This window comes from Pseudomonas sp. 21615526 (genome assembly GCF_013386245.1).
Taxonomy (GTDB): domain Bacteria; phylum Pseudomonadota; class Gammaproteobacteria; order Pseudomonadales; family Pseudomonadaceae; genus Aquipseudomonas.
The window spans coordinates 29,105-49,529 of sequence record NZ_JACAOM010000101.1; the positions used below are offsets into that span (position 1 = coordinate 29,105).

Consider the following 20,425-nt stretch of genomic DNA (forward strand, 5'->3'; position numbering starts at 1 on the left):
GGCTGGTTACCAGTTGTAGGAAACAGTTCCGAGTAGCGTCCGGCTTTCACCCCAGTAGCAGCGGCCCGCATCGTTGCAGCCGGACACATACTCCTTGTCGAACAGGTTCTTCGCATTCACGTCTACCGACCAGTGCTGGTCAATCTGGTAACCAATGGCGGCATCCACCAACGTCACGCTTCCAGCATCCAGCTTCCCGTATAGAGAAGGCGCGGTGTAAGCGAAAGTGCTGTCGAAGTAGCGCACGCCGCCGCCGACGGACAAGCCCTTGAGCTGGCCATCAAGAAAGCGGTATTTGCCCCAGACCGAAGCCTGATTACGCGGAACACCGGTCATCTGGTGACCTTCCACGAGCGACGTTGCCGAATCCTTGGTAATCCGAGCATCGGTGTAGGTGTAGGCCGCAGTCACGTTCAAATTAGGTGTGAGGCTGCTGTTGACCTCCACTTCCACACCCTTGGCCCGGCTTTCGCCGACCTGGCGGTAGGTATTGGTCGTGGCGTCGAGGTACGTATCGTCCTGCTTGCGCAAGTCATAGACCGACAACGTCATCGCCGTGTCCCAGCCGATCGGCTCGTACTTGAGGCCTACTTCGTATTGACTGCTGGTGATCGGGTCCAGCGGTGTGCCGGCATTGGAGATCTGCTGTACCGGAACGAACGCGGTCGAGTAGCTGACATATGGCGTCAGGCCATTGTCGAACTGGTACATGATCCCGCCCTGATAGGTGAACTTGCGGTCTTCAGAGCTGATGTTGCCGGCCTTGGCCACCTTGTCGCGAAAATCACTGTCGACCCAGTCCTGCCGCCCGCCGAGCAAGAATAACCAGTGGTCATACTTGCTCTGAAGCTGTGCATAAACACCTTTCATCTGCTGTTCGAGCAACGTGTTTTGCACCGCGAGAGGCGTCAATGGGTCCCTCAGGTACACCGGGTTATACACATTGATCGTGCCTGCAAATCCGGCATTCCAATCCTGGCTGAACGAGGTACGGTCATAGCTGGCACCGAACAGCACGGTATTTTCCAGCCCGCCTACCTGGAATTTGCCTTCCAACTGGTTATCCAGCGAGTAGACCATCGATTTGTTGTAGCGGTCGTAGGCATTCATGTTCAGCTGTGTGCCGAACCCCGCATTATTCAGGTTGCCTGGCCAGGTTTCATGGCGGGTGATTCGCGACTGCATGTAGCGCGAGTTCTGCCGAAACTGCCAGTCATCGTTGAAGCTGTGGCTGAACTCGTAGCCGGTGCTCCAGGTTTCCCGTTCGAAGGTGTTCCAATCCGGGTCACCGAGCATGGTGTGCTTGGAGAGCTTTCCGTTGGGGTTGGTCAGTAACGTGCCTGCTGCAGGTAGGCCAAGTTCAAGATTGGTGTGGTCTTTCTGGTAGTTGGCCAGCAGCGTCAGGGTGTTGTAGTCGTCGAAATTGAGGGTCAGGGACGGTGCGATATACAGACGGTCATCGGGAACGTGATCGGTCTGGGTGTCGGACTTCCTGCCGAGCATCACCACCCGTCCAAGGATATTGCCGCTGTCGTCCAAGGGACCGGAGATATCCACACCCACCTGGCGCCGGTTATTAGAACCGTAGGTCAGCTGAACTTCGCCTTGTGGTGTAGCTGTCGGGTGTTTACTCACCAGGTTGACCAGGCCACCGGGTGCGTTTTCGCCGTAGAGCAGGGAAGAAGGGCCACGGAATATCTCCACCCTTTCCAGGCCATAAGGTTCGCTGGTGGTGTCATACCGGTTGCCTTGGACTCGCAAGCCATCGCGCAGCAGGCCGTAGCCATAATCCGTAGCGTTGAAACCGCGAATGAAGAACAAGTCACCGGCCAGCCCGTCGCCCGCAGCGAAGGGAGGGGCAAAGATTCCCGGCACATAGCCCAGCACTTCGGTGAGCGTCTGGGATTTTTGATCCTTGATGCGCTGGCCGGTCACCACCGACACCGAGCGCGGGGTTTCCGACAATGGTGTGCTGGTCTTGGTACCGATTCGGCTGTTTTGCGCCTTGTAACCTACGTCCCCGGCAATTTCCTGATTGAACCCAGTCTGTTGATAAGTGCTGACAGTAGTGGGGGCCAGCATGAGCTGTTCCCCGCTCGCAGCCGGCTGCAGCGCGTAGCTGCCGGGGCCTTGAACCGCCGCCTGCAATCCCGAGTTTTGCAGCAATAACGCAAACCCTTGCTCCACCGAGTAGTCACCCTCCAGCCCAGGACTTTGCAGGCGCGCCGTCTGCTGCGGCGAGAATGACAAAATCACATTGGCCTTCGATGCGAATTGGCTCAAGGCATTGTCGAGTGGCCCGGAGGCGATCACGTAATGTTGCACTGGGCTGGCAGCAATGGCCCGAGTGCATAGCAAGGTGCTGGCAGTCGCGGCCGTGGCCAGCAGCAAGCCATACGTGATGCCGTGATGGGAGAGACGCTGGCGAAGTTTTGTAGGAAGGCGCATGTGTGAGTAAGCCCTGAAGGTAGCATCGTGATTACCTGTAGGGCCGCGCCAGGTAAAAAAAAGATAACCCCCGTTGAGAGTATTTTTTCAGTATCAAGCTGTAAGCGTTACGGAGACCCAATAGCGCGTGAAATACTTCACGTGGATCGGCAGCGTGACCTGCAGGTTGGCCAATACGGCGTCGGTGGAATCCAGACGGAAAGTGCCGGACACCCGCAGCCGCGCTGATGCGGCATCGCACTGCATAACGCCCGGCCGATAGCGCGCCAGTTCGTCGATGACATCCCCCAGTCGCGCATCCAGAACGATCAGTTGGCCGTCGACCCATGCGGCTTGGTTCCCGCGATAGATATGGCTGGGGCCTACGTCTTGCGTGCCGAAGTCGACACTCTCACCAGGTCCGAGCACTCGGCTATGGGCCGGCTGGTCGACGGGTTGCACGCTGACCCGGTCTTCCAGCACACCAACCCGCGTCGACCCTTGCAGTTGGCGAACAGTGAACCGCGTACCCAAGGCTTGAACACGACCCTCATGGGTTTCAACATAAAACGGTGTTTGCCGGCCCGACTTTCCGGTGTGGATAAGTACTTCCCCCTCACGCAAACGGACCAGTCGCTGCTGCCCATCGAAAAGTACGTCGATAGCCGTGTTCGTATTGAGGTCAATTTGAGTGCCGTCGGCCAACCCGATTCGCCGTCGTTCGCCGACCTTGGTCCGATAGTCAGCCCAGAGGTTGCCCAGGGACGTGTGTTGTTGAACGTTCCACCCCAAGTACCCGGCGGCACCGAGCATCAGCATCAGCTTGAGCACTTGCCGCCGTTGTTGACTGGCCGAGAGCGCACGACGGGTGAAGTCCTTGGGTAGCGCACCGAGGCCACGTTGCAACTGCTCCATCTGGTTCCAGGCCGCCTGATGGGAGGGATCGCCGTTGAGCCATTGCTGCCAGGCACTTTGTTGCGCGGGTGTCGGTGGCTGCGATTGAAATTGCACGTACCAGCTGGCGGCGGCTTCGAACGTCTTGCGATCCGGGGCAGCCATTACATGCCCGCCATGATCAAGGCGCATTCAGTCAGGGCCCGAACCATATGTTTCTTGACGGTGGTCAGCGAGACACGCAACTGATCGGCGATCTGTTGATAAGTCAGACCTTCGACCTGGGACAGCATGAAAATTCGCCTGGCCCGTTCCCCCAGCCCACACAAGGCTTTATCCACAGCAACGAGGGTTTCAATGATGATGGCCTTGTCTTCTTCACTGATTGCGATCGCTTCGGGCCGGTCTGCCAGGGTTTGCAGATAGGCCTGCTCAATGGCGCGGCGGCGATAGCGGTCAATCACCAGTCCCCGGGCAACTGTGGCCAGATAGTCCCTGGGCTCGAGGATCTGCGTCGCATTGCGGCCGCCCAGGATCCGCACGAACGTATCGTGTGCCACGTCAGCTGCATCGCAGGCGTTATGCAACTTTCCCTTGAGCCAGCTGTGCAACCACGAATGGTGCTGCTCATAGATGTGCTGGACTGCAACGGTATGCGAGGGAAGGGCCATGAGAGGTGACGAGGCAGGTTAATGATAATAACTATTATTAACTGCCGTGGCGCTTTCTCACAATAGGCGTTCCATCAACCCGTTTCACAAATGCAAATGAACTGTTTCCTGCCTGACCGAGGATTTTCGGAGGCATCTGTCTACCTGAAACTTATCGGGACCCGTGTTTTCTGTGGATTAAGCCCTGTGAATAACCGCCCCTGTGCCCAGTTGATAACCAGGCTTGAAACCTGAGTAAAAACCCCTCTGTGGATAACCACCCGTTTAATCCACAGGCTTAAAGCACTTATCCAAGGGCCTCATTGGCACCTAACCACAGACTTTTGAATCTCTGTACATAAAGTAAATAAAGGCCTGTAGAGATCTATCCACAGAAACATGCCTCAGTAGAAATAAACATAAAAACAAAGATTTAATAAATTTCTCTCTTTTAATTTCTATTGTTCGTGATTCATCCACAGCTGGTTAAATTTTGTGCAAAGGGTTCTTTAGGAAGGGCGAAGTCCCTATACTTGCCGACTCGTTCGAAAACCTGATCTCGAACGCTCATTCCTAATTACCTACAGAAGCAGGCACGAGGTGCGTGGTGGATTTCCCTTCCCGTTTTGAAGTGATCGTCATCGGCGGCGGTCATGCCGGTACCGAGGCAGCACTGGCGTCAGCACGCATGGGGGCAAAAACCCTGTTGCTGACGCATAACGTGGAAACCCTCGGCGCCATGAGCTGCAACCCCGCGATCGGCGGGATTGGCAAAAGCCACCTGGTCAAGGAAATCGATGCCCTGGGCGGCGCGATGGCCATGGCCACCGATAAGGGTGGTATTCAATTTCGCGTATTGAACAGTCGCAAAGGCCCGGCCGTACGAGCCACACGTGCTCAAGCCGACCGCATCCTGTACAAGGCCGCTGTCCGCGAAACCCTGGAAAACCAGCCGAACCTGTGGATATTTCAACAGGCAGCCGATGACCTGATCGTCGAACAAGACCAGGTACGCGGTGTTGTCACGCAAATGGGCCTGCGTTTCTTCGCAGAATCCGTGGTGTTGACCACCGGTACCTTCCTCGGCGGACTTATCCACATCGGTATGCAGAACTATTCCGGTGGCCGCGCCGGTGATCCACCGTCAATTGCCCTGGCTCAGCGCCTTCGCGAACTGCCACTGCGTGTTGGTCGCCTGAAAACCGGCACGCCGCCGCGAATTGATGGCCGGTCTGTGGATTTCTCGGTGATGACCGAGCAAGCCGGCGATACACCGATTCCGGTGATGTCGTTCATGGGCTCCAAGGAACAGCATCCGAAGCAGGTCAGTTGCTGGATTACCCACACCAACGCCCGCACCCACGAAATCATTGCTGCGAACCTCGACCGTTCGCCGATGTATTCCGGGGTGATCGAAGGTATTGGCCCGCGCTACTGCCCGTCGATCGAAGACAAGATCCACCGCTTTGCCGACAAGGAAAGCCACCAGGTTTTTATCGAACCGGAAGGTCTGACTACCCACGAGCTGTACCCGAACGGGATTTCAACTTCCTTGCCGTTCGACGTGCAAATCCAGATCGTGCAGTCGATTCGCGGTATGGAAAATGCGCACATCGTGCGTCCTGGCTACGCCATCGAGTACGACTACTTCGACCCGCGTGACCTGAAATACAGCCTGGAAACCAAGGTCATCGGCGGTTTGTTCTTTGCAGGGCAAATCAACGGCACCACCGGTTACGAAGAAGCCGGCGCCCAGGGTTTGCTGGCCGGAACCAACGCGGCACTGCGTGCACAGGGCAAAGACAGCTGGTGCCCGCGTCGCGATGAGGCGTACATCGGTGTGTTGGTCGACGACCTGATCACCCTCGGAACCCAGGAACCGTACCGGATGTTTACGTCCCGGGCCGAATACCGCCTGATCCTGCGGGAAGACAACGCCGACCTGCGCTTGACCGAAAAAGGTCGCGAATTGGGCCTGGTCGACGACGTGCGTTGGGCGGCCTTCTGCAAAAAACGCGAAAGTATCGAGTTGGAAGAGCAACGCCTGAAAAGTACTTGGGTTCGCCCGGGCACCGAGCAAGGCGACGCGATTGCCGAAAAATTCGGCACGCCGCTGACTCACGAATACAACTTGCTGAATCTGCTGTCCCGTCCGGAAATCGACTACGCTGGTCTGATCTCGGTCACCGGCGCTGGCGCAGAAGATCCACAGGTTGCCGAGCAGGTCGAAATCAAGACCAAATACGCCGGTTACATTGACCGTCAGCAGGATGAGATCGCTCGTCTGCGGGCCAGCGAAGACACCAAGCTGCCTGTGGATATCGATTACACAAACATTTCCGGGCTGTCGAAAGAGATCCAAGGCAAGCTGGGGATAACTCGACCGGAGACCCTGGGCCAGGCGTCCCGTATTCCGGGCGTCACGCCGGCAGCCATTTCGCTGTTGATGATTCATTTGAAAAAACGCGGCGCGGGCCGTCAGTTGGAGCAAAGCGCTTGAGTTCGTTGGTCACCTCGCAACACGCCGAAGAGTTATCCACAGGTGCTCGCCAGCTTGGCGTCAACCTGACCGAAGCCCAGCACGAGTTGCTGCTGGGTTATCTGGCCCTGTTGATCAAATGGAACAAGGCTTACAACCTCACTGCGGTGCGTGACCCGGACGAAATGGTCTCCCGCCATCTGCTCGACAGTCTCAGCGTGATGCCGTTTATCGAAAACGGCCGCTGGCTCGACGTTGGCAGCGGCGGCGGCATGCCCGGCATCCCGCTGGCGATCCTGTTTCCGGAGTCGCAAGTGACCTGCCTGGACAGCAACGGCAAGAAAACCCGCTTCCTGACCCAGGTCAAACTCGAACTCAAGCTGGATAACCTGCAAGTTATCCACAGTCGCGTCGAAGCCTTTACGCCTGAACAGCCTTTCAACGGAATTGTTTCCCGGGCGTTCAGCAGCATGGAGAACTTCAGCAACTGGACCCGCCACCTCGGCGACCGCGATACCCGTTGGCTGGCAATGAAGGGCGTTCATCCAAGCGACGAGCTGTTAGCATTGCCGGCAGACTTCCACCTCGATAGCGAACACGCCTTGGCCGTACCCGGTTGCCAAGGCCAACGCCATCTGCTGATACTGCGCCGCACGGCATGATTGGGAACACAAGCAAGAATGGCTAAGGTATTCGCGATAGCGAACCAGAAAGGTGGCGTGGGCAAAACCACCACCTGCATCAACCTCGCAGCATCCCTGGTCGCTACCAAGCGTCGGGTGCTGTTGATCGATCTCGATCCACAGGGCAACGCCACCATGGGTAGCGGTGTGGATAAACACGGCCTGGAAAACTCGGTCTACGACTTGCTGATTGGCGAGTGCGACCTGGCCCAGGCCATGCACTTCTCCGAGCACGGCGGTTATCAACTGCTGCCGGCCAACCGCGATTTGACCGCGGCGGAAGTGGTGCTGCTGGAAATGCAGATGAAAGAAAGCCGTCTGCGCAGCGCTCTGGCGCCGATTCGCGAGAATTACGACTACATTTTGATCGACTGCCCGCCGTCGCTGTCGATGCTGACGTTGAACGCACTGGTTGCGGCCGACGGGGTGATTATCCCCATGCAGTGCGAGTATTTTGCGCTCGAAGGCTTGAGCGACCTTGTGGATAACATCAAGCGTATCGCCGAGTTGCTCAACCCGAACCTGCAAATCGAAGGCCTGCTGCGGACCATGTATGACCCGCGCCTGAGCCTGATGAACGATGTGTCGGCACAGCTCAAGGAACACTTCGGCGATCAGCTCTACGACACCGTGATTCCACGCAACATCCGCCTGGCCGAAGCGCCAAGCTATGGCATGCCCGCGCTGGCGTACGACAAGTCTTCCCGCGGCGCCATTGCCTATCTGGCGCTGGCCGGCGAGATGGTTCGCCGTCAACGCCGCAATTCACGCACCGCTGCAGCCCAGCCAACTTAAGGAATCCCCATGGCCGTCAAGAAACGAGGTCTCGGACGTGGACTGGATGCACTGCTGAGTGGTCCGACTGTCACTTCGCTTGAAGAACAGGCAGTGCAGGCCGACGAGCGCGAGCTGCAGCACCTGCCGCTGGACCTGATCCAGCGCGGCAAATACCAGCCGCGCCGGGACATGGACCCGCAGGCGCTGGAGGAATTGGCGAATTCGATCAAGGCCCAGGGCGTGATGCAGCCGATCGTGGTGCGCCCGATTGGTGCAGGCCGCTTTGAAATCATCGCCGGCGAGCGCCGCTGGCGCGCCAGCCAGCAGGCCGGCAAGGAAACCATTCCGGCAATGGTGCGCGATGTGCCGGATGAAACCGCCATCGCCATGGCGTTGATCGAGAACATCCAGCGTGAAGACCTCAATCCGATCGAGGAAGCGATCGCCCTGCAGCGTTTGCAGCAGGAATTCAAACTGACTCAGCAGGAAGTCGCGGATGCGGTGGGCAAGTCCCGGGTTACCGTGTCCAACCTGTTGCGCCTGATCGCGCTGCCGGAAGTCATCAAAACCATGCTTTCCCATGGCGACCTGGAAATGGGTCATGCCCGTGCTTTGCTCGGTTTGCCGGAAAATCAACAGGTTGAGGGGGCGCGACACGTTGTCGCACGAGGCCTCACCGTTCGTCAGACTGAGGCCCTGGTTCGCCAGTGGCTCAGTGGCAAACCTGCACCGGTCGAAACCGCCAAACCTGATCCGGATATTGCACGCCTGGAGCAGCGCCTGGCCGAACGCCTAGGCTCTGCGGTGCAAATTCGTCATGGCAAGAAAGGCAAAGGGCAATTGGTCATCGGATATAACTCATTGGATGAGCTTCAGGGCGTCCTTGCCCACATCCGCTGAAACAATTGCTTCTGTAGCGCGCAGTCGGAAATCACTACCCGGCAGTTGAATAGGGGCAGAACCGCCCCTATACTCTGCGCGCATTTTGTCGGCACAAATTATGCCAAGTTATTGATTTCCGGCAGCCGACCATTGAGGAGCAAGAGTGATGGAAACCCGCACGCCAAACACGTTGCCGTTCCATCGCTTGGCCGTTTTCCCGGTTTTAGTGGCTCAATTTGTCATTTTACTGATCGCCTCTTTGGCGCTCTGGTATTGGTATGGAGTCGTAGCCGGATACTCGGGACTCTGCGGAGGCCTGATAGCCTTGCTGCCCAATATGTATTTTGCTCACAGGGCCTTTCGGTTTTCCGGCGCCCGAGCAGCCCAGGCTATCGTCCGGTCTTTTTATGCCGGCGAGGCGGGGAAATTGATTTTGACGGCAGTGCTGTTTGCACTGACCTTTGCAGGTGTGAAGCCATTGGCGCCGCTGGCTGTATTCGGCGTCTTCGTGTTGACCCAACTGGTCAGCTGGTTCGCTCCCCTGCTAATGAAAACAAGACTTTCGAAACCTTAGGGCGTTTGAGGCAACCATGGCAGAAACAACCGCTTCGGGCTATATCCAGCACCACTTGCAGAACCTGACCTTCGGTCAGCTTCCCAACGGCGGCTGGGGCTTTGCCCACTCCGCAGCAGAAGCCAAAGAAATGGGCTTCTGGGCATTCCACCTGGATACTCTGGGCTGGTCTGTCGCATTGGGCCTGATCTTCGTCCTGATTTTCCGCATGGCGGCAAAGAAGGCGACTTCCGGTCAGCCAGGTGCTTTGCAGAACTTCGTTGAAGTATTGGTCGAATTCGTCGATGGCAGCGTGCGGGACAGCTTCCATGGTCGTAGCGCGGTGATTGCACCGTTGGCACTGACCATCTTCGTCTGGGTGTTCCTGATGAACGCCGTCGACCTGATCCCGGTCGACTGGATTCCTCAGCTGGCCATCCTGATCTCCGGCGATCACCACATTCCATTCCGTGCGGTTTCGACCACGGACCCTAACGCCACCCTGGGCATGGCCCTGTCGGTGTTCGCGTTGATCATTTTCTACAGCATCAAGATCAAGGGCATCGGCGGCTTCATCGGCGAACTGACCCTGCACCCGTTCGGCAGCAAGAACATCTTCGTTCAAGCGCTGCTGATCCCGGTGAACTTCCTGCTGGAGTTCGTGACCCTGGTCGCCAAGCCGATTTCCCTGGCCCTGCGACTGTTCGGCAACATGTATGCCGGCGAGTTGGTGTTCATTCTGATCGCTGTGATGTTCGGCAGTGGTCTGCTCTGGCTTAGCGGCCTGGGCATTGTTCTGCAGTGGGCGTGGGCTGTGTTCCACATCCTGATCATCACCCTGCAGGCGTTTATCTTCATGATGCTGACCATCGTCTACCTGTCGATGGCGCACGAAGAGAACCATTAAGACCAGTCTCGACTAGTCTGATGTCCCTCCCGGTCAAACGGGAGGGTAGCCCTGAAGGGCTATGAAACGATTTGTTTTACCGCTTTAAAATCTAAAAAACCTAAACCATACGACGTAAAAGTCGGGAGGAAAGATGGAAACTGTAGTTGGTCTAACCGCTATCGCTGTTGCACTGTTGATCGGCCTGGGCGCCCTGGGTACTGCCATTGGTTTCGGCCTGCTGGGCGGCAAGTTCCTGGAAGGCGCAGCGCGTCAGCCAGAAATGGTTCCAATGCTGCAAGTTAAAATGTTCATCGTCGCCGGCCTGCTCGACGCCGTGACCATGATCGGTGTTGGTATCGCTCTGTTCTTCACCTTCGCGAACCCCTTCGTTGGTCAACTCGCCGGTTAATCACTCGTTTTTTCGAGTGATTGGTGTGTTGTGCAACGAACGAGCGAGGTATTGGCGTGAACATTAATGCAACCATTATTGGTCAGTCCTTAGCGTTCTTGATTTTTGTAGTTTTCTGCATGAAGTTCGTATGGCCTCCGGTCATCGCGGCTTTGCACGAACGTCAGAAGAAGATCGCAGACGGACTGGACGCTGCCGCACGAGCAGCTCGCGACCTGGAGTTGGCCCAAGATAAAGCGGGTCAACAACTGCGCGAAGCGAAAGCTCAGGCAGCTGAAATCATTGAGCAAGCCAAGAAACGCGGTAACCAGATCGTTGAAGAGGCTGTTGAAAAAGCCCGTATCGACGCTGACCGTGTGAAGGTTCAGGCTCAAGCCGAGATCGAGCAGGAACTGAACGGTGTCAAAGATGCGCTGCGTGCCCAACTGGGTGCTCTGGCCGTCGGCGGTGCTGAGAAGATCCTGGGTGCCACAATCGATCAAAACGCGCACGCGGAGCTGGTAAACAAACTGGCTGCTGAAATTTAAGCGAGGGCGATCATGGCAGAATTGACCACGTTGGCCCGACCTTACGCTAAGGCAGCCTTCGAGCACGCCCAGGCCCACCAGCAGCTGGCCTCTTGGTCAGCCATGCTCGGCCTGGCTGCAGCAGTGTCGCAAGACGACACCATGCAGCGCGTGCTCAAGGCCCCGCGACTGACGAGCGCAGACAAGGCCGCCACGTTTATTGACGTGTGCGGCGACAAGTTTGATGTAAAAGTGCAGAACTTCATCCACGTCGTTGCCGAAAACGACCGTCTCCCGCTTCTGCCGGAGATCGCCGCTCTGTTTGACCTGTACAAGGCCGAACAAGAGAAATCGGTAGATGTTGAAGTGACCAGTGCTTTTGCATTGAACCAAGAACAGCAAGACAAACTCGCCAAGGTTCTCAGTGCACGACTCGACCGGGAAGTGCGCCTGCAAGTTGCGGAGGATGCCACCCTGATTGGTGGTGTCATCATTCGCGCCGGCGACCTGGTTATCGATGGCTCGATTCGCGGCAAACTCGCGAATCTTGCCGAAGCATTGAAATCTTGAGTTTGAAGGGGCAGCAGAGCAATGCAGCAACTCAATCCTTCCGAAATAAGTGAAATTATCAAGGGCCGCATCGACAAGCTCGATGTGACCTCCCAAGCCCGTAACGAAGGCACTGTCGTCAGCGTATCTGACGGCATCGTGCGGATTCACGGTCTGGCCGACGTAATGTACGGCGAGATGATCGAGTTTCCGGGCGGCGTCTACGGTATGGCCCTCAACCTGGAGCAAGACTCTGTAGGTGCCGTTGTATTGGGCTCCTACCAGACTCTGGCCGAAGGCATGAGCGCCAAGTGCACAGGCCGCATCCTGGAAGTTCCGGTTGGTAAGGAACTGCTGGGTCGCGTTGTCGACGCACTGGGTAACCCAGTTGACGGCAAAGGTCCGCTGAACAACACCGAGACCGATGCGGTCGAGAAAGTTGCTCCAGGCGTGATCTGGCGTAAGTCGGTAGACCAGCCTGTACAGACTGGCTACAAGGCTGTCGATGCCATGATTCCTGTCGGCCGTGGCCAGCGTGAGCTGATCATCGGTGACCGTCAGATCGGTAAAACCGCTCTGGCGATCGACGCGATCATCAACCAGAAAGACAGCGGGATTTTCTGCGTCTACGTAGCCATCGGTCAGAAACAATCGACCATCGCCAACGTGGTTCGCAAGCTGGAAGAAAACGGCGCCCTGGCTAACACCATCGTCGTGGCCGCCAGTGCTTCCGAATCCGCTGCACTTCAGTTCCTGGCACCGTACTCCGGTTGCACCATGGGCGAATACTTCCGCGACCGCGGTGAAGACGCGCTGATCGTTTATGACGATCTGTCCAAGCAAGCAGTGGCTTACCGCCAGATTTCCCTGCTGCTGCGCCGTCCACCAGGCCGTGAAGCTTACCCAGGCGACGTGTTCTATCTCCACTCCCGTCTGCTGGAGCGCGCATCCCGCGTTTCGGAAGAATACGTAGAGAAGTTCACCAACGGCGCAGTGACCGGCAAAACCGGTTCCCTGACCGCACTGCCGATCATCGAAACCCAGGCTGGCGACGTTTCCGCGTTCGTTCCGACCAACGTGATTTCCATCACCGACGGTCAGATCTTCCTGGAATCGGCCATGTTCAACTCCGGGATCCGTCCTGCAGTGAACGCCGGTGTTTCGGTATCCCGTGTGGGTGGTGCCGCTCAGACCAAGATCATCAAGAAGCTCTCCGGTGGTATCCGTACCGCTCTGGCTCAGTACCGTGAACTGGCGGCATTCGCCCAGTTCGCTTCTGACCTGGACGAAGCGACCCGTAAGCAACTTGAGCATGGTCAGCGCGTTACCGAGCTGATGAAGCAGAAGCAATACGCACCAATGTCGATCGCTGACATGGCGCTGTCGCTGTATGCCGCTGAGCGTGGGTTCCTGACCGACGTTGAAATCACCAAGGTCGGCAGCTTCGAACAAGCGCTGATTGCTTACTTCAACCGCGATCACGCCGAATTGATGGCGAAGATCAACGTGAAGGGTGACTTCAATGACGACATCGACGCTGGCATCAAAGCCGGTATCGAGAAGTTCAAGGCCACCCAAACCTGGTAAGCCGCAGCGGGGGCCGCGAGGCTCCCGCTTGCTAACCTGATAGGTGTTACATGGCAGGCGCAAAAGAGATTCGCAGTAAGATTGCGAGCATCAAAAGCACGCAAAAGATCACCAGCGCCATGGAAAAAGTGGCGGTCAGCAAAATGCGCAAGGCACAAATGCGCATGGCTGCTAGCCGTCCCTACGCGGAGCGTATCCGCCAGGTTATTGGTCATCTGGCCAACGCCAACCCGGAATATCGCCACCCGTTCATGATCGATCGCGAAGTAAAGCGCGTCGGTTATGTCGTGGTGAGCAGTGACCGTGGTTTGTGCGGTGGTTTGAATACCAACCTGTTCAAGGCCCTGGTCAAGGACATGGCGGTAAACCGCGAAAAAGGCGTCGAGATCGATCTGTGTGTGGTCGGTAGCAAGGGTGCGGCCTTTTTCCGCAACTTCGGCGGTAACGTCGTTGCAGCTATCAGCCACCTGGGTGAAGAACCGTCGATCAATGATTTGATCGGCAGCGTCAAAGTGATGCTGGATGCATACCTGGAAGGCCGGATTGACCGCCTCTCCGTGGTATCCAACAAGTTCATCAACACCATGACGCAACAGCCTACCGTGGAGCAGTTGATTCCATTGGTGGCCGCCCCGGAACAAGAACTCAAGCACCACTGGGACTACCTCTACGAACCAGACGCCAAAGAGCTGCTTGACGGCTTGATGGTGCGCTACGTGGAGTCGCAGGTGTACCAGGCGGTGGTCGAGAACAACGCGGCTGAACAAGCTGCGCGGATGATCGCGATGAAGAACGCTACCGACAACGCCGGTGATTTGATCAGCGATTTGCAGCTGATCTACAACAAGGCGCGTCAGGCTGCGATCACCCAAGAGATCTCGGAAATCGTCGGCGGCGCTGCCGCGGTTTAACGGTTCAAATATTCAGAGGATCCAGCTATGAGTAGCGGACGTATCGTTCAAATCATCGGCGCCGTTATCGACGTGGAATTCCCACGCGACAGCGTACCGAGCATCTACAACGCTTTGAAAGTCAAAAGCGATGCAGGCACCACCCTGGAAGTTCAGCAGCAGCTGGGCGACGGCGTGGTTCGTACCATTGCAATGGGTTCCACCGAAGGCTTGAAGCGCGGTCTGGAAGTCACTGACTCTGGCGCAGCCATCTCCGTACCGGTCGGTAAAGCGACCCTGGGCCGGATCATGGACGTCCTCGGTAACCCGATCGACGAAGCCGGTCCAATCGACACCGAAGAGCGCTGGGGCATTCACCGTCCTGCGCCTTCCTTCGCGGAACAAGCGGGCGGCAACGACCTGCTGGAAACCGGCATCAAGGTTATCGACCTGGTTTGCCCGTTCGCCAAGGGCGGTAAAGTCGGTCTGTTCGGTGGTGCCGGTGTAGGCAAAACCGTAAACATGATGGAACTGATCCGTAACATCGCCATCGAGCACAGCGGTTATTCCGTGTTCGCCGGTGTGGGTGAGCGTACTCGTGAGGGTAACGACTTCTACCACGAGATGAAGGATTCCAACGTTCTGGACAAAGTGGCACTGGTTTACGGTCAGATGAACGAGCCGCCGGGTAACCGTCTGCGCGTAGCACTGACCGGCCTGACCATGGCCGAGAAGTTCCGTGACGAAGGTAACGACGTTCTGCTGTTCGTCGACAACATCTATCGTTACACCCTGGCCGGTACTGAAGTATCCGCACTGCTGGGCCGTATGCCTTCCGCAGTAGGTTACCAGCCGACCCTGGCCGAAGAGATGGGTACTCTGCAAGAGCGTATCACTTCGACCAAAAACGGTTCGATCACCTCGATCCAAGCGGTATACGTACCTGCGGATGACTTGACTGACCCGTCGCCAGCGACCACGTTCGCCCACTTGGACGCCACCGTCGTACTGTCCCGTGACATCGCCTCCCTGGGTATCTACCCAGCGGTCGATCCACTGGACTCGACTTCGCGCCAGCTGGACCCGAACGTCATCGGCCAGGAACACTACGACACCGCTCGCGGCGTCCAGTACGTTCTGCAGCGTTACAAAGAACTGAAGGACATCATTGCGATCCTGGGTATGGACGAGCTGTCGGAAACCGACAAGCAGTTGGTATCCCGCGCTCGTAAGATCCAGCGCTTCTTGTCGCAGCCGTTCTTCGTGGCTGAAGTCTTCACCGGTGCCTCGGGTAAATACGTTTCCCTGAAAGACACCATTGCTGGCTTCAAAGGCATCCTCAACGGTGACTACGACCACCTGCCAGAACAAGCGTTCTACATGGTCGGCGGCATCGAAGAAGCGATCGAGAAAGCCAAGAAACTGTAATTCCGGCGCCCGGTAACGGGCGCTAATCAGGTTGAGGCAAGCAGATGGCTATGACATTCCATTGCGATATCGTCAGCGCGGAAGGGGAAATCTTCTCCGGTCAGATCGAGAGTGTGATTGCACACGGCGAACTGGGCGACCTGGGTATTAACTTTGGCCACGCGCCATTGATTACATCCTTGAAGCCTGGTCCGATCACTCTGACCAAGCTGGGCGGGGAACGGGAGGTGTTTTACATCTCCGGTGGTTTCCTCGAGGTTCAGCCGAACATGGTCAAGGTACTTGCCGACACCGTGCAACGTGCTGCCGACCTGGATGAAGCCTCCGCTCAGGAAGCCGTCAAGGCTGCCGAGAAGGCCCTGAACGAAAAAGGCGCAGATTTCGACTACGGTTCTGCTGCTGCACGTCTGGCCGAGGCCGCAGCTCAGCTGCGCACCGTCCAGCAGATCCGCAAGAAGTTTGGCGGCTAAGCCGTCAAGCCTCATGCGTGATTGATTAAAAAGGGTAGCCTCGGCTACCCTTTTTCTTTTTTTGCAAAACACTTCTTTGGTCTGAAGTCTGACCGCCCAGGATTGGTAGCCATTCATGTCTCTCGAAATCGTAATTCTTGCCGCAGGCCAGGGCACCCGTATGCGTTCGGCCCTGCCCAAGGTGCTGCACCCGGTTGCCGGCAACTCCATGCTTGGCCATGTTATCCACAGCGCCCGGCAGCTGGATCCACAGCGCATTCATGTGGTGATCGGCCACGGTGCCGATGTGGTGCGTGAGCGGCTGGCGGCGGATGACCTGAATTTCGTATTGCAGGACAAGCAATTGGGTACCGGCCATGCCACCGCGCAGGCCGTGCCGTTCATCAAGGCCGACACCGTGCTGATCCTCTACGGTGACGTGCCGCTGATCGAAGTGGAAACCTTGCAGCGCCTGCTCAAGCACGTGGTGCCAGGCCAGATGGGCTTGCTCACTGTCGAGTTGGACGACCCGACCGGCTACGGTCGCATCGTGCGCAACGCTGACGGCAAGGTCGCCGCCATCGTCGAGCATAAAGACGCCAGCGAAGCCCAGCGCGCCATCACTGAAGGCAACACCGGCATCCTCGCTGTGCCGGCTGACCGCCTGGCTGACTGGATGAGCCGCTTGTCCAACAACAACGCCCAAGGCGAGTACTACCTGACCGACGTCATCGAGATGGCCGTCAGCGATGGCCTGGTGGTAGCCACCGAACAGCCCCACGACCCGATGGAAGTGCAGGGCGCCAACGACCGCAAGCAACTGGCGGAGCTGGAGCGTCACTACCAACTGCGTGAAGGCCGCCGCCTGATGGCGCTGGGCGTGACGCTGCGTGATCCGGCACGTTTCGATGTGCGGGGTGACGTCACCGTTGGCCGCGACGTGCTGATCGATATCAACGTGATCCTCGAAGGCCGCGTGGTCATTGAAGACGACGTGGTGATCGGGCCGAACTGCGTGATCAAGGACAGCACCCTGCGCAAGGGTGTGGTGATCAAGGCCAACAGCCATATCGACGGTGCGGTGATGGGCGAGGGCAGTGATGCGGGTCCGTTCGCGCGTTTGCGTCCGGGCAGCGTGCTGGGCGCCCGCGCCCACGTGGGTAACTTTGTCGAACTGAAAAACGCCCGGATGGGTGACGACGCCAAGGCCGGCCATCTGGCTTACCTCGGCGATGCAGTGATCGGTGCCCGCAGCAATATCGGCGCAGGCGCCATCACCTGCAATTACGACGGCGCCAACAAGTACCAGACGACCATTGGCGAAGACGTGTTTATCGGCTCCAACAACTCGCTGATCGCCCCCGTCACTATCGGTGATGGTTCAAACACCGCCGCAGGTTCCACCATCAACCAGGATGTGGATAAGTCCCAGTTGGCCGTGGCCCGCGCCCGCCAGCGCAACATCGACGGCTGGAAACGCCCGGTCAAAATCAAAAAGACCTGAGTTATCCACAACCCTGAAACACTGCGGTACTTATGTGGGAGCGGGCTTGCTCGCGAAGGCGGTCTTTCGGTTGATACATGCGCCGACTGACACACCGCCTTCGCGAGCAAGCCCGCTCCCACATTTTTATCTGTGTTGATTCAAAAAACTCCGCCGCACGCTTGACCATTTTGAATGAATAGGTTTTGATTGCCTTCGTTATCTTTCGAAACGAAACTTATCATCACCATGTCGAAACGAAATACACCCCAACGTCGCCACAACATCCTTGCCATGCTCACCGAGCAAGGTGAAGTCAGCGTGGACGAATTGGCCAAGCGTTTCGAAACCTCGGAAGTCACCATCCGCAAGGACCTGGCGGCCCTCGAAAGTAACGGTCTGTTGCTGCGTCGCTACGGTGGCGCCATCACCATGCCTCAGGAACTGGTCGGTGATCCGGCACAGCCCATTTCGGCCTACAAGCGCGCCATCGCCCGTGCGGCCGTCCGGCGTTTGCGGGAACACGCGCGCATCATCATCGACAGCGGCAGCACCACCGCCGCCATGATCCCCGAATTGGGCCACCAGCCCGGCCTGGTGGTGATGACCAACTCCCTGCACGTGGCCAGCGCCTTGAGCGACCTGGAACACGAGCCGGTATTGTTGATGACCGGCGGCACCTGGGACCCGCATTCGGACTCGTTCCAGGGTCAGGTCGCCGAACAGGTACTGCGTTCCTACGATTTCGACCAGCTCTTTATTGGTGCCGATGGCATCGACCTGGAGCGCGGCACCACCACCTTCAACGAATTACTGGGGCTGAGCCGCGTCATGGCCGAAGTCGCCCGCGAAGTGGTGGTGATGGTCGAGTCCGACAAGATTGGCCGCAAGATCCCCAACCTGGAACTGCCCTGGAGCAGCGTCCATACCCTTATTACCGATGATCGCCTGCCACTTGAGGCCCGCGACCAGATTCAAGCCCGCGGCATCACGCTGATTTGCGCGGCAGTCATCTAGGAGAGAAACCATGTGTGGAATTGTTGGCGCAGTCGCTGAACGAAACGTCACTGCCATTTTGCTCGAAGGCCTCAAACGCCTGGAATACCGTGGCTACGACAGCGCCGGTGTGGCGCTCTTTACCAACGCCGGCAAGCTTGAGCGCATGCGTCGCCCGGGCAAGGTCAGCGAACTCGAACAAGCGTTGGCCGGTGAGCCGCTGGTAGGCCGCCTGGGTATCGCCCACACCCGTTGGGCCACCCACGGCGCGCCGTGCGAACGCAATGCTCACCCGCACTTCTCCGGTGACCTGGCGGTTGTGCACAACGGCATCATCGAAAATCACGAAGTGCTGCGTGAACAGCTCAAAGGCCAGGGTTATGTCTTCACCTCGGACACCGACACCGAAGTCATCGCCCACCTGCTGAACCACAAGCTCAAGGACATCGGCGACCTGACCAACGCTCTCAAGGCCACCGTCAAGGAACTGCACGGCGCCTATGGCCTGGCCGTGATCAGCGCCAGCCAGCCCGACCGCCTGGTCGCCGCCCGCAGTGGCAGCCCGTTGGTGATCGGACTGGGCCTGGGCGAGAACTTCCTCGCCTCCGACCAACTGGCCCTGCGCCAGGTGACCGACCGCTTCATGTACTTGGAAGAAGGCGACATCGCCGAGATCCGCCGTGAAAGCGTGTCCATCTGGGACGTCAACGGCCAGTCCGTGGAACGTGAAGCCGTGCAGTACCGCGACGGCGCCGAAGCCGCCGACAAGGGCGAGTTCCGCCACTTCATGCTCAAGGAAATCCACGAGCAACCGGCCGTGGTGCAACGCACCCTGGAAGGTCGCCTGAGCCAGAACCAGGTATTGGTGCAAGCCTTCGGCCCGCAAGCTGCTGAGCTGTTCGCCAAAGTGCGCAACGTGCAAATCGTCGCCTGCGGCACCAGCTACCACGCCGGTATGGTCGCCCGTTACTGGCTGGAAGAACTGGCCGGCATCCCGTGCCAGGTCGAAGTCGCCAGCGAATTCCGCTACCGCAAGGTGGTGGTGCAGCCCGACACTCTGTTCGTGACCATCTCCCAGTCCGGCGAAACCGCCGACACCCTGGCCGCCCTGCGCAACGCCAAGGAACTGGGCTTCCTCGGCAGCCTGGCGATCTGCAACGTCGGCATCAGCTCGCTGGTGCGCGAGTCCGACCTGACCCTGCTGACCCAGGCCGGTCGTGAAATCGGCGTGGCATCCACCAAGGCCTTCACCACCCAGTTGGTCGGCCTGTTGTTGCTGACCCTGTCCCTGGGCCAGGTTCGCGGCACGCTGGGCGAAGGCGTCGAGGCACACCTGGTCGAAGAACTGCGCCGCCTGCCGGCCCGCCTGGGTGAAGCCCTGGCCATGGACAGCACTGTGGAGAAAGTCGCTGAGCTGTTCGCCGACAAACACCACACCCTGTTCCTCGGCCGTGGTGCGCAATACCCGGTGGCAATGGAAGGTTCGCTCAAGCTCAAGGAAATCTCCTATATCCACGCCGAAGCCTACCCGGCCGGTGAGCTCAAGCACGGTCCGCTGGCCCTGGTGGATGACGACATGCCAGTCGTTACCGTCGCGCCGAACAACGAACTGCTGGAGAAGCTCAAGTCCAACCTGCAGGAAGTGCGGGCCCGTGGCGGCCAACTGATCGTGTTCGCGGACGAGAAGGCCGGCATGACCAATGGCGAAGGCACCCACGTCATCAACATGCCGCACATCCACGACACCCTGTCGCCGATCCTCTACACCATCCCGCTGCAGCTGCTGTCGTATTACGTCGCTGTGCTGAAGGGCACCGACGTTGACCAGCCGCGTAACCTGGCGAAGTCGGTGACGGTGGAATAAGCCGCACTCGAACCACCAAAACCCCCGTTC

The 20,425-nt window shown here is 58.0% G+C and carries 19 protein-coding genes; 16 read left to right on the plus strand and 3 right to left on the minus strand.

Annotated features, from left to right (window positions below; translation table 11 throughout):
- Positions 1-6 precede the first annotated feature (6 nt).
- From HX786_RS25385 to HX786_RS25395, 3 genes are all read right to left on the minus strand, one after another.
- Positions 7-2,448 carry a TonB-dependent siderophore receptor gene (locus HX786_RS25385; RefSeq protein WP_178912747.1) on the minus strand — a complete coding sequence of 814 codons (2,442 nt, stop codon included), beginning with the start codon at positions 2,446-2,448 and terminating at the stop codon, positions 7-9.
- Positions 2,449-2,541: 93 nt separating this feature from the next.
- Positions 2,542-3,486 carry a FecR domain-containing protein gene (locus tag HX786_RS25390; RefSeq protein ID WP_087694576.1) on the minus strand — a complete coding sequence of 315 codons (945 nt, stop codon included), beginning with the start codon at positions 3,484-3,486 and terminating at the stop codon, positions 2,542-2,544.
- Positions 3,486-3,992, minus strand: coding sequence for a sigma-70 family RNA polymerase sigma factor (locus HX786_RS25395; protein WP_008439546.1), 507 nt, complete (start codon positions 3,990-3,992; stop codon positions 3,486-3,488). The genes HX786_RS25390 and HX786_RS25395 overlap by 1 nt, the downstream gene beginning before the upstream one ends.
- Positions 3,993-4,578: 586 nt before the next feature.
- Here HX786_RS25395 and mnmG point away from each other — a divergent pair.
- The 16 genes from mnmG (at position 4,579) to glmS (ending at position 20,395) form a co-directional block, all read left to right on the plus strand.
- A complete protein-coding gene (mnmG, locus tag HX786_RS25400; RefSeq protein WP_087694608.1) occupies positions 4,579-6,471 on the plus strand; it encodes a tRNA uridine-5-carboxymethylaminomethyl(34) synthesis enzyme MnmG in 1,893 nt (630 codons plus the stop codon).
- Positions 6,468-7,112 carry a 16S rRNA (guanine(527)-N(7))-methyltransferase RsmG gene (gene rsmG / locus HX786_RS25405; RefSeq protein ID WP_003213561.1) on the plus strand — a complete coding sequence of 215 codons (645 nt, stop codon included), beginning with the start codon at positions 6,468-6,470 and terminating at the stop codon, positions 7,110-7,112. Before mnmG ends, rsmG begins: the two co-directional genes overlap by 4 nt.
- An 18-nt stretch (positions 7,113-7,130) precedes the next feature.
- Positions 7,131-7,928 (plus strand): ParA family protein, encoded by a 798-nt coding sequence (locus HX786_RS25410; protein ID WP_003213559.1) that lies wholly within the window; start codon positions 7,131-7,133, stop codon positions 7,926-7,928.
- Between the two features lie 9 nt (positions 7,929-7,937).
- Positions 7,938-8,810, plus strand: coding sequence for a ParB/RepB/Spo0J family partition protein (locus tag HX786_RS25415; RefSeq protein WP_063033750.1), 873 nt, complete (start codon positions 7,938-7,940; stop codon positions 8,808-8,810).
- A gap of 148 nt (positions 8,811-8,958) precedes the next feature.
- Positions 8,959-9,366 carry a F0F1 ATP synthase subunit I gene (locus HX786_RS25420; RefSeq protein ID WP_003213556.1) on the plus strand — a complete coding sequence of 136 codons (408 nt, stop codon included), beginning with the start codon at positions 8,959-8,961 and terminating at the stop codon, positions 9,364-9,366.
- A 16-nt stretch (positions 9,367-9,382) separates the two neighbouring features.
- Complete coding sequence (atpB, locus tag HX786_RS25425; protein WP_003213554.1) at positions 9,383-10,252, plus strand: F0F1 ATP synthase subunit A; 870 nt, start codon at positions 9,383-9,385, stop codon at positions 10,250-10,252.
- 133 nt (positions 10,253-10,385) lie between these two features.
- Complete coding sequence (gene atpE / locus HX786_RS25430; RefSeq protein WP_002555987.1) at positions 10,386-10,643, plus strand: F0F1 ATP synthase subunit C; 258 nt, start codon at positions 10,386-10,388, stop codon at positions 10,641-10,643.
- Between the two features lie 56 nt (positions 10,644-10,699).
- Positions 10,700-11,170, plus strand: a complete 471-nt coding sequence (locus HX786_RS25435) for a F0F1 ATP synthase subunit B (RefSeq protein ID WP_008439543.1) — start codon at positions 10,700-10,702, stop codon at positions 11,168-11,170.
- Between the two features lie 12 nt (positions 11,171-11,182).
- Positions 11,183-11,719 (plus strand): F0F1 ATP synthase subunit delta, encoded by a 537-nt coding sequence (locus HX786_RS25440; protein WP_003213551.1) that lies wholly within the window; start codon positions 11,183-11,185, stop codon positions 11,717-11,719.
- Positions 11,720-11,740: 21 nt separating this feature from the next.
- Positions 11,741-13,285, plus strand: coding sequence for a F0F1 ATP synthase subunit alpha (gene atpA / locus HX786_RS25445; protein ID WP_003213549.1), 1,545 nt, complete (start codon positions 11,741-11,743; stop codon positions 13,283-13,285).
- A gap of 50 nt (positions 13,286-13,335) precedes the next feature.
- Positions 13,336-14,196, plus strand: a complete 861-nt coding sequence (gene atpG / locus HX786_RS25450) for a F0F1 ATP synthase subunit gamma (protein ID WP_003213547.1) — start codon at positions 13,336-13,338, stop codon at positions 14,194-14,196.
- A 27-nt stretch (positions 14,197-14,223) separates the two neighbouring features.
- Positions 14,224-15,603 (plus strand): F0F1 ATP synthase subunit beta, encoded by a 1,380-nt coding sequence (gene atpD, locus HX786_RS25455; protein ID WP_003213545.1) that lies wholly within the window; start codon positions 14,224-14,226, stop codon positions 15,601-15,603.
- A 44-nt stretch (positions 15,604-15,647) separates the two neighbouring features.
- Positions 15,648-16,073 (plus strand): F0F1 ATP synthase subunit epsilon, encoded by a 426-nt coding sequence (locus HX786_RS25460; protein ID WP_008439541.1) that lies wholly within the window; start codon positions 15,648-15,650, stop codon positions 16,071-16,073.
- Between the two features lie 115 nt (positions 16,074-16,188).
- The gene (glmU, locus tag HX786_RS25465) at positions 16,189-17,556 is read left to right on the plus strand and encodes a bifunctional UDP-N-acetylglucosamine diphosphorylase/glucosamine-1-phosphate N-acetyltransferase GlmU (RefSeq protein WP_102370203.1); all 1,368 of its coding nucleotides are present in this window, start codon (positions 16,189-16,191) and stop codon (positions 17,554-17,556) included.
- A 228-nt stretch (positions 17,557-17,784) separates the two neighbouring features.
- Positions 17,785-18,552: a DeoR/GlpR family DNA-binding transcription regulator gene (locus HX786_RS25470; protein WP_003213539.1), complete on the plus strand. Its 768-nt coding sequence runs from the start codon at positions 17,785-17,787 to the stop codon at positions 18,550-18,552.
- 10 nt (positions 18,553-18,562) lie between these two features.
- Positions 18,563-20,395: a glutamine--fructose-6-phosphate transaminase (isomerizing) gene (gene glmS, locus HX786_RS25475; protein WP_008439539.1), complete on the plus strand. Its 1,833-nt coding sequence runs from the start codon at positions 18,563-18,565 to the stop codon at positions 20,393-20,395.
- Positions 20,396-20,425: the final 30 nt, after the last annotated feature.

Bases quoted from the DNA above. Each gene is read 5' to 3' on its own strand.
- HX786_RS25385 (WP_178912747.1), bottom strand. From the start codon at position 2,448: ATGCGCCTTCCTACAAAACTTCGCCAGCGTCTCTCCCATCACGGCATC.
- HX786_RS25390 (WP_087694576.1), bottom strand. From the start codon at position 3,486: ATGGCTGCCCCGGATCGCAAGACGTTCGAAGCCGCCGCCAGCTGGTAC.
- HX786_RS25395 (WP_008439546.1), bottom strand. From the start codon at position 3,992: ATGGCCCTTCCCTCGCATACCGTTGCAGTCCAGCACATCTATGAGCAG.
- HX786_RS25410 (WP_003213559.1), top strand. From the start codon at position 7,131: ATGGCTAAGGTATTCGCGATAGCGAACCAGAAAGGTGGCGTGGGCAAA.
- HX786_RS25415 (WP_063033750.1), top strand. From the start codon at position 7,938: ATGGCCGTCAAGAAACGAGGTCTCGGACGTGGACTGGATGCACTGCTG.
- HX786_RS25420 (WP_003213556.1), top strand. From the start codon at position 8,959: ATGGAAACCCGCACGCCAAACACGTTGCCGTTCCATCGCTTGGCCGTT.
- atpB (WP_003213554.1), top strand. From the start codon at position 9,383: ATGGCAGAAACAACCGCTTCGGGCTATATCCAGCACCACTTGCAGAAC.
- atpE (WP_002555987.1), top strand. From the start codon at position 10,386: ATGGAAACTGTAGTTGGTCTAACCGCTATCGCTGTTGCACTGTTGATC.
- HX786_RS25440 (WP_003213551.1), top strand. From the start codon at position 11,183: ATGGCAGAATTGACCACGTTGGCCCGACCTTACGCTAAGGCAGCCTTC.
- atpA (WP_003213549.1), top strand. From the start codon at position 11,741: ATGCAGCAACTCAATCCTTCCGAAATAAGTGAAATTATCAAGGGCCGC.
- atpG (WP_003213547.1), top strand. From the start codon at position 13,336: ATGGCAGGCGCAAAAGAGATTCGCAGTAAGATTGCGAGCATCAAAAGC.
- atpD (WP_003213545.1), top strand. From the start codon at position 14,224: ATGAGTAGCGGACGTATCGTTCAAATCATCGGCGCCGTTATCGACGTG.
- HX786_RS25460 (WP_008439541.1), top strand. From the start codon at position 15,648: ATGGCTATGACATTCCATTGCGATATCGTCAGCGCGGAAGGGGAAATC.
- glmU (WP_102370203.1), top strand. From the start codon at position 16,189: ATGTCTCTCGAAATCGTAATTCTTGCCGCAGGCCAGGGCACCCGTATG.
- HX786_RS25470 (WP_003213539.1), top strand. From the start codon at position 17,785: ATGTCGAAACGAAATACACCCCAACGTCGCCACAACATCCTTGCCATG.
- glmS (WP_008439539.1), top strand. From the start codon at position 18,563: ATGTGTGGAATTGTTGGCGCAGTCGCTGAACGAAACGTCACTGCCATT.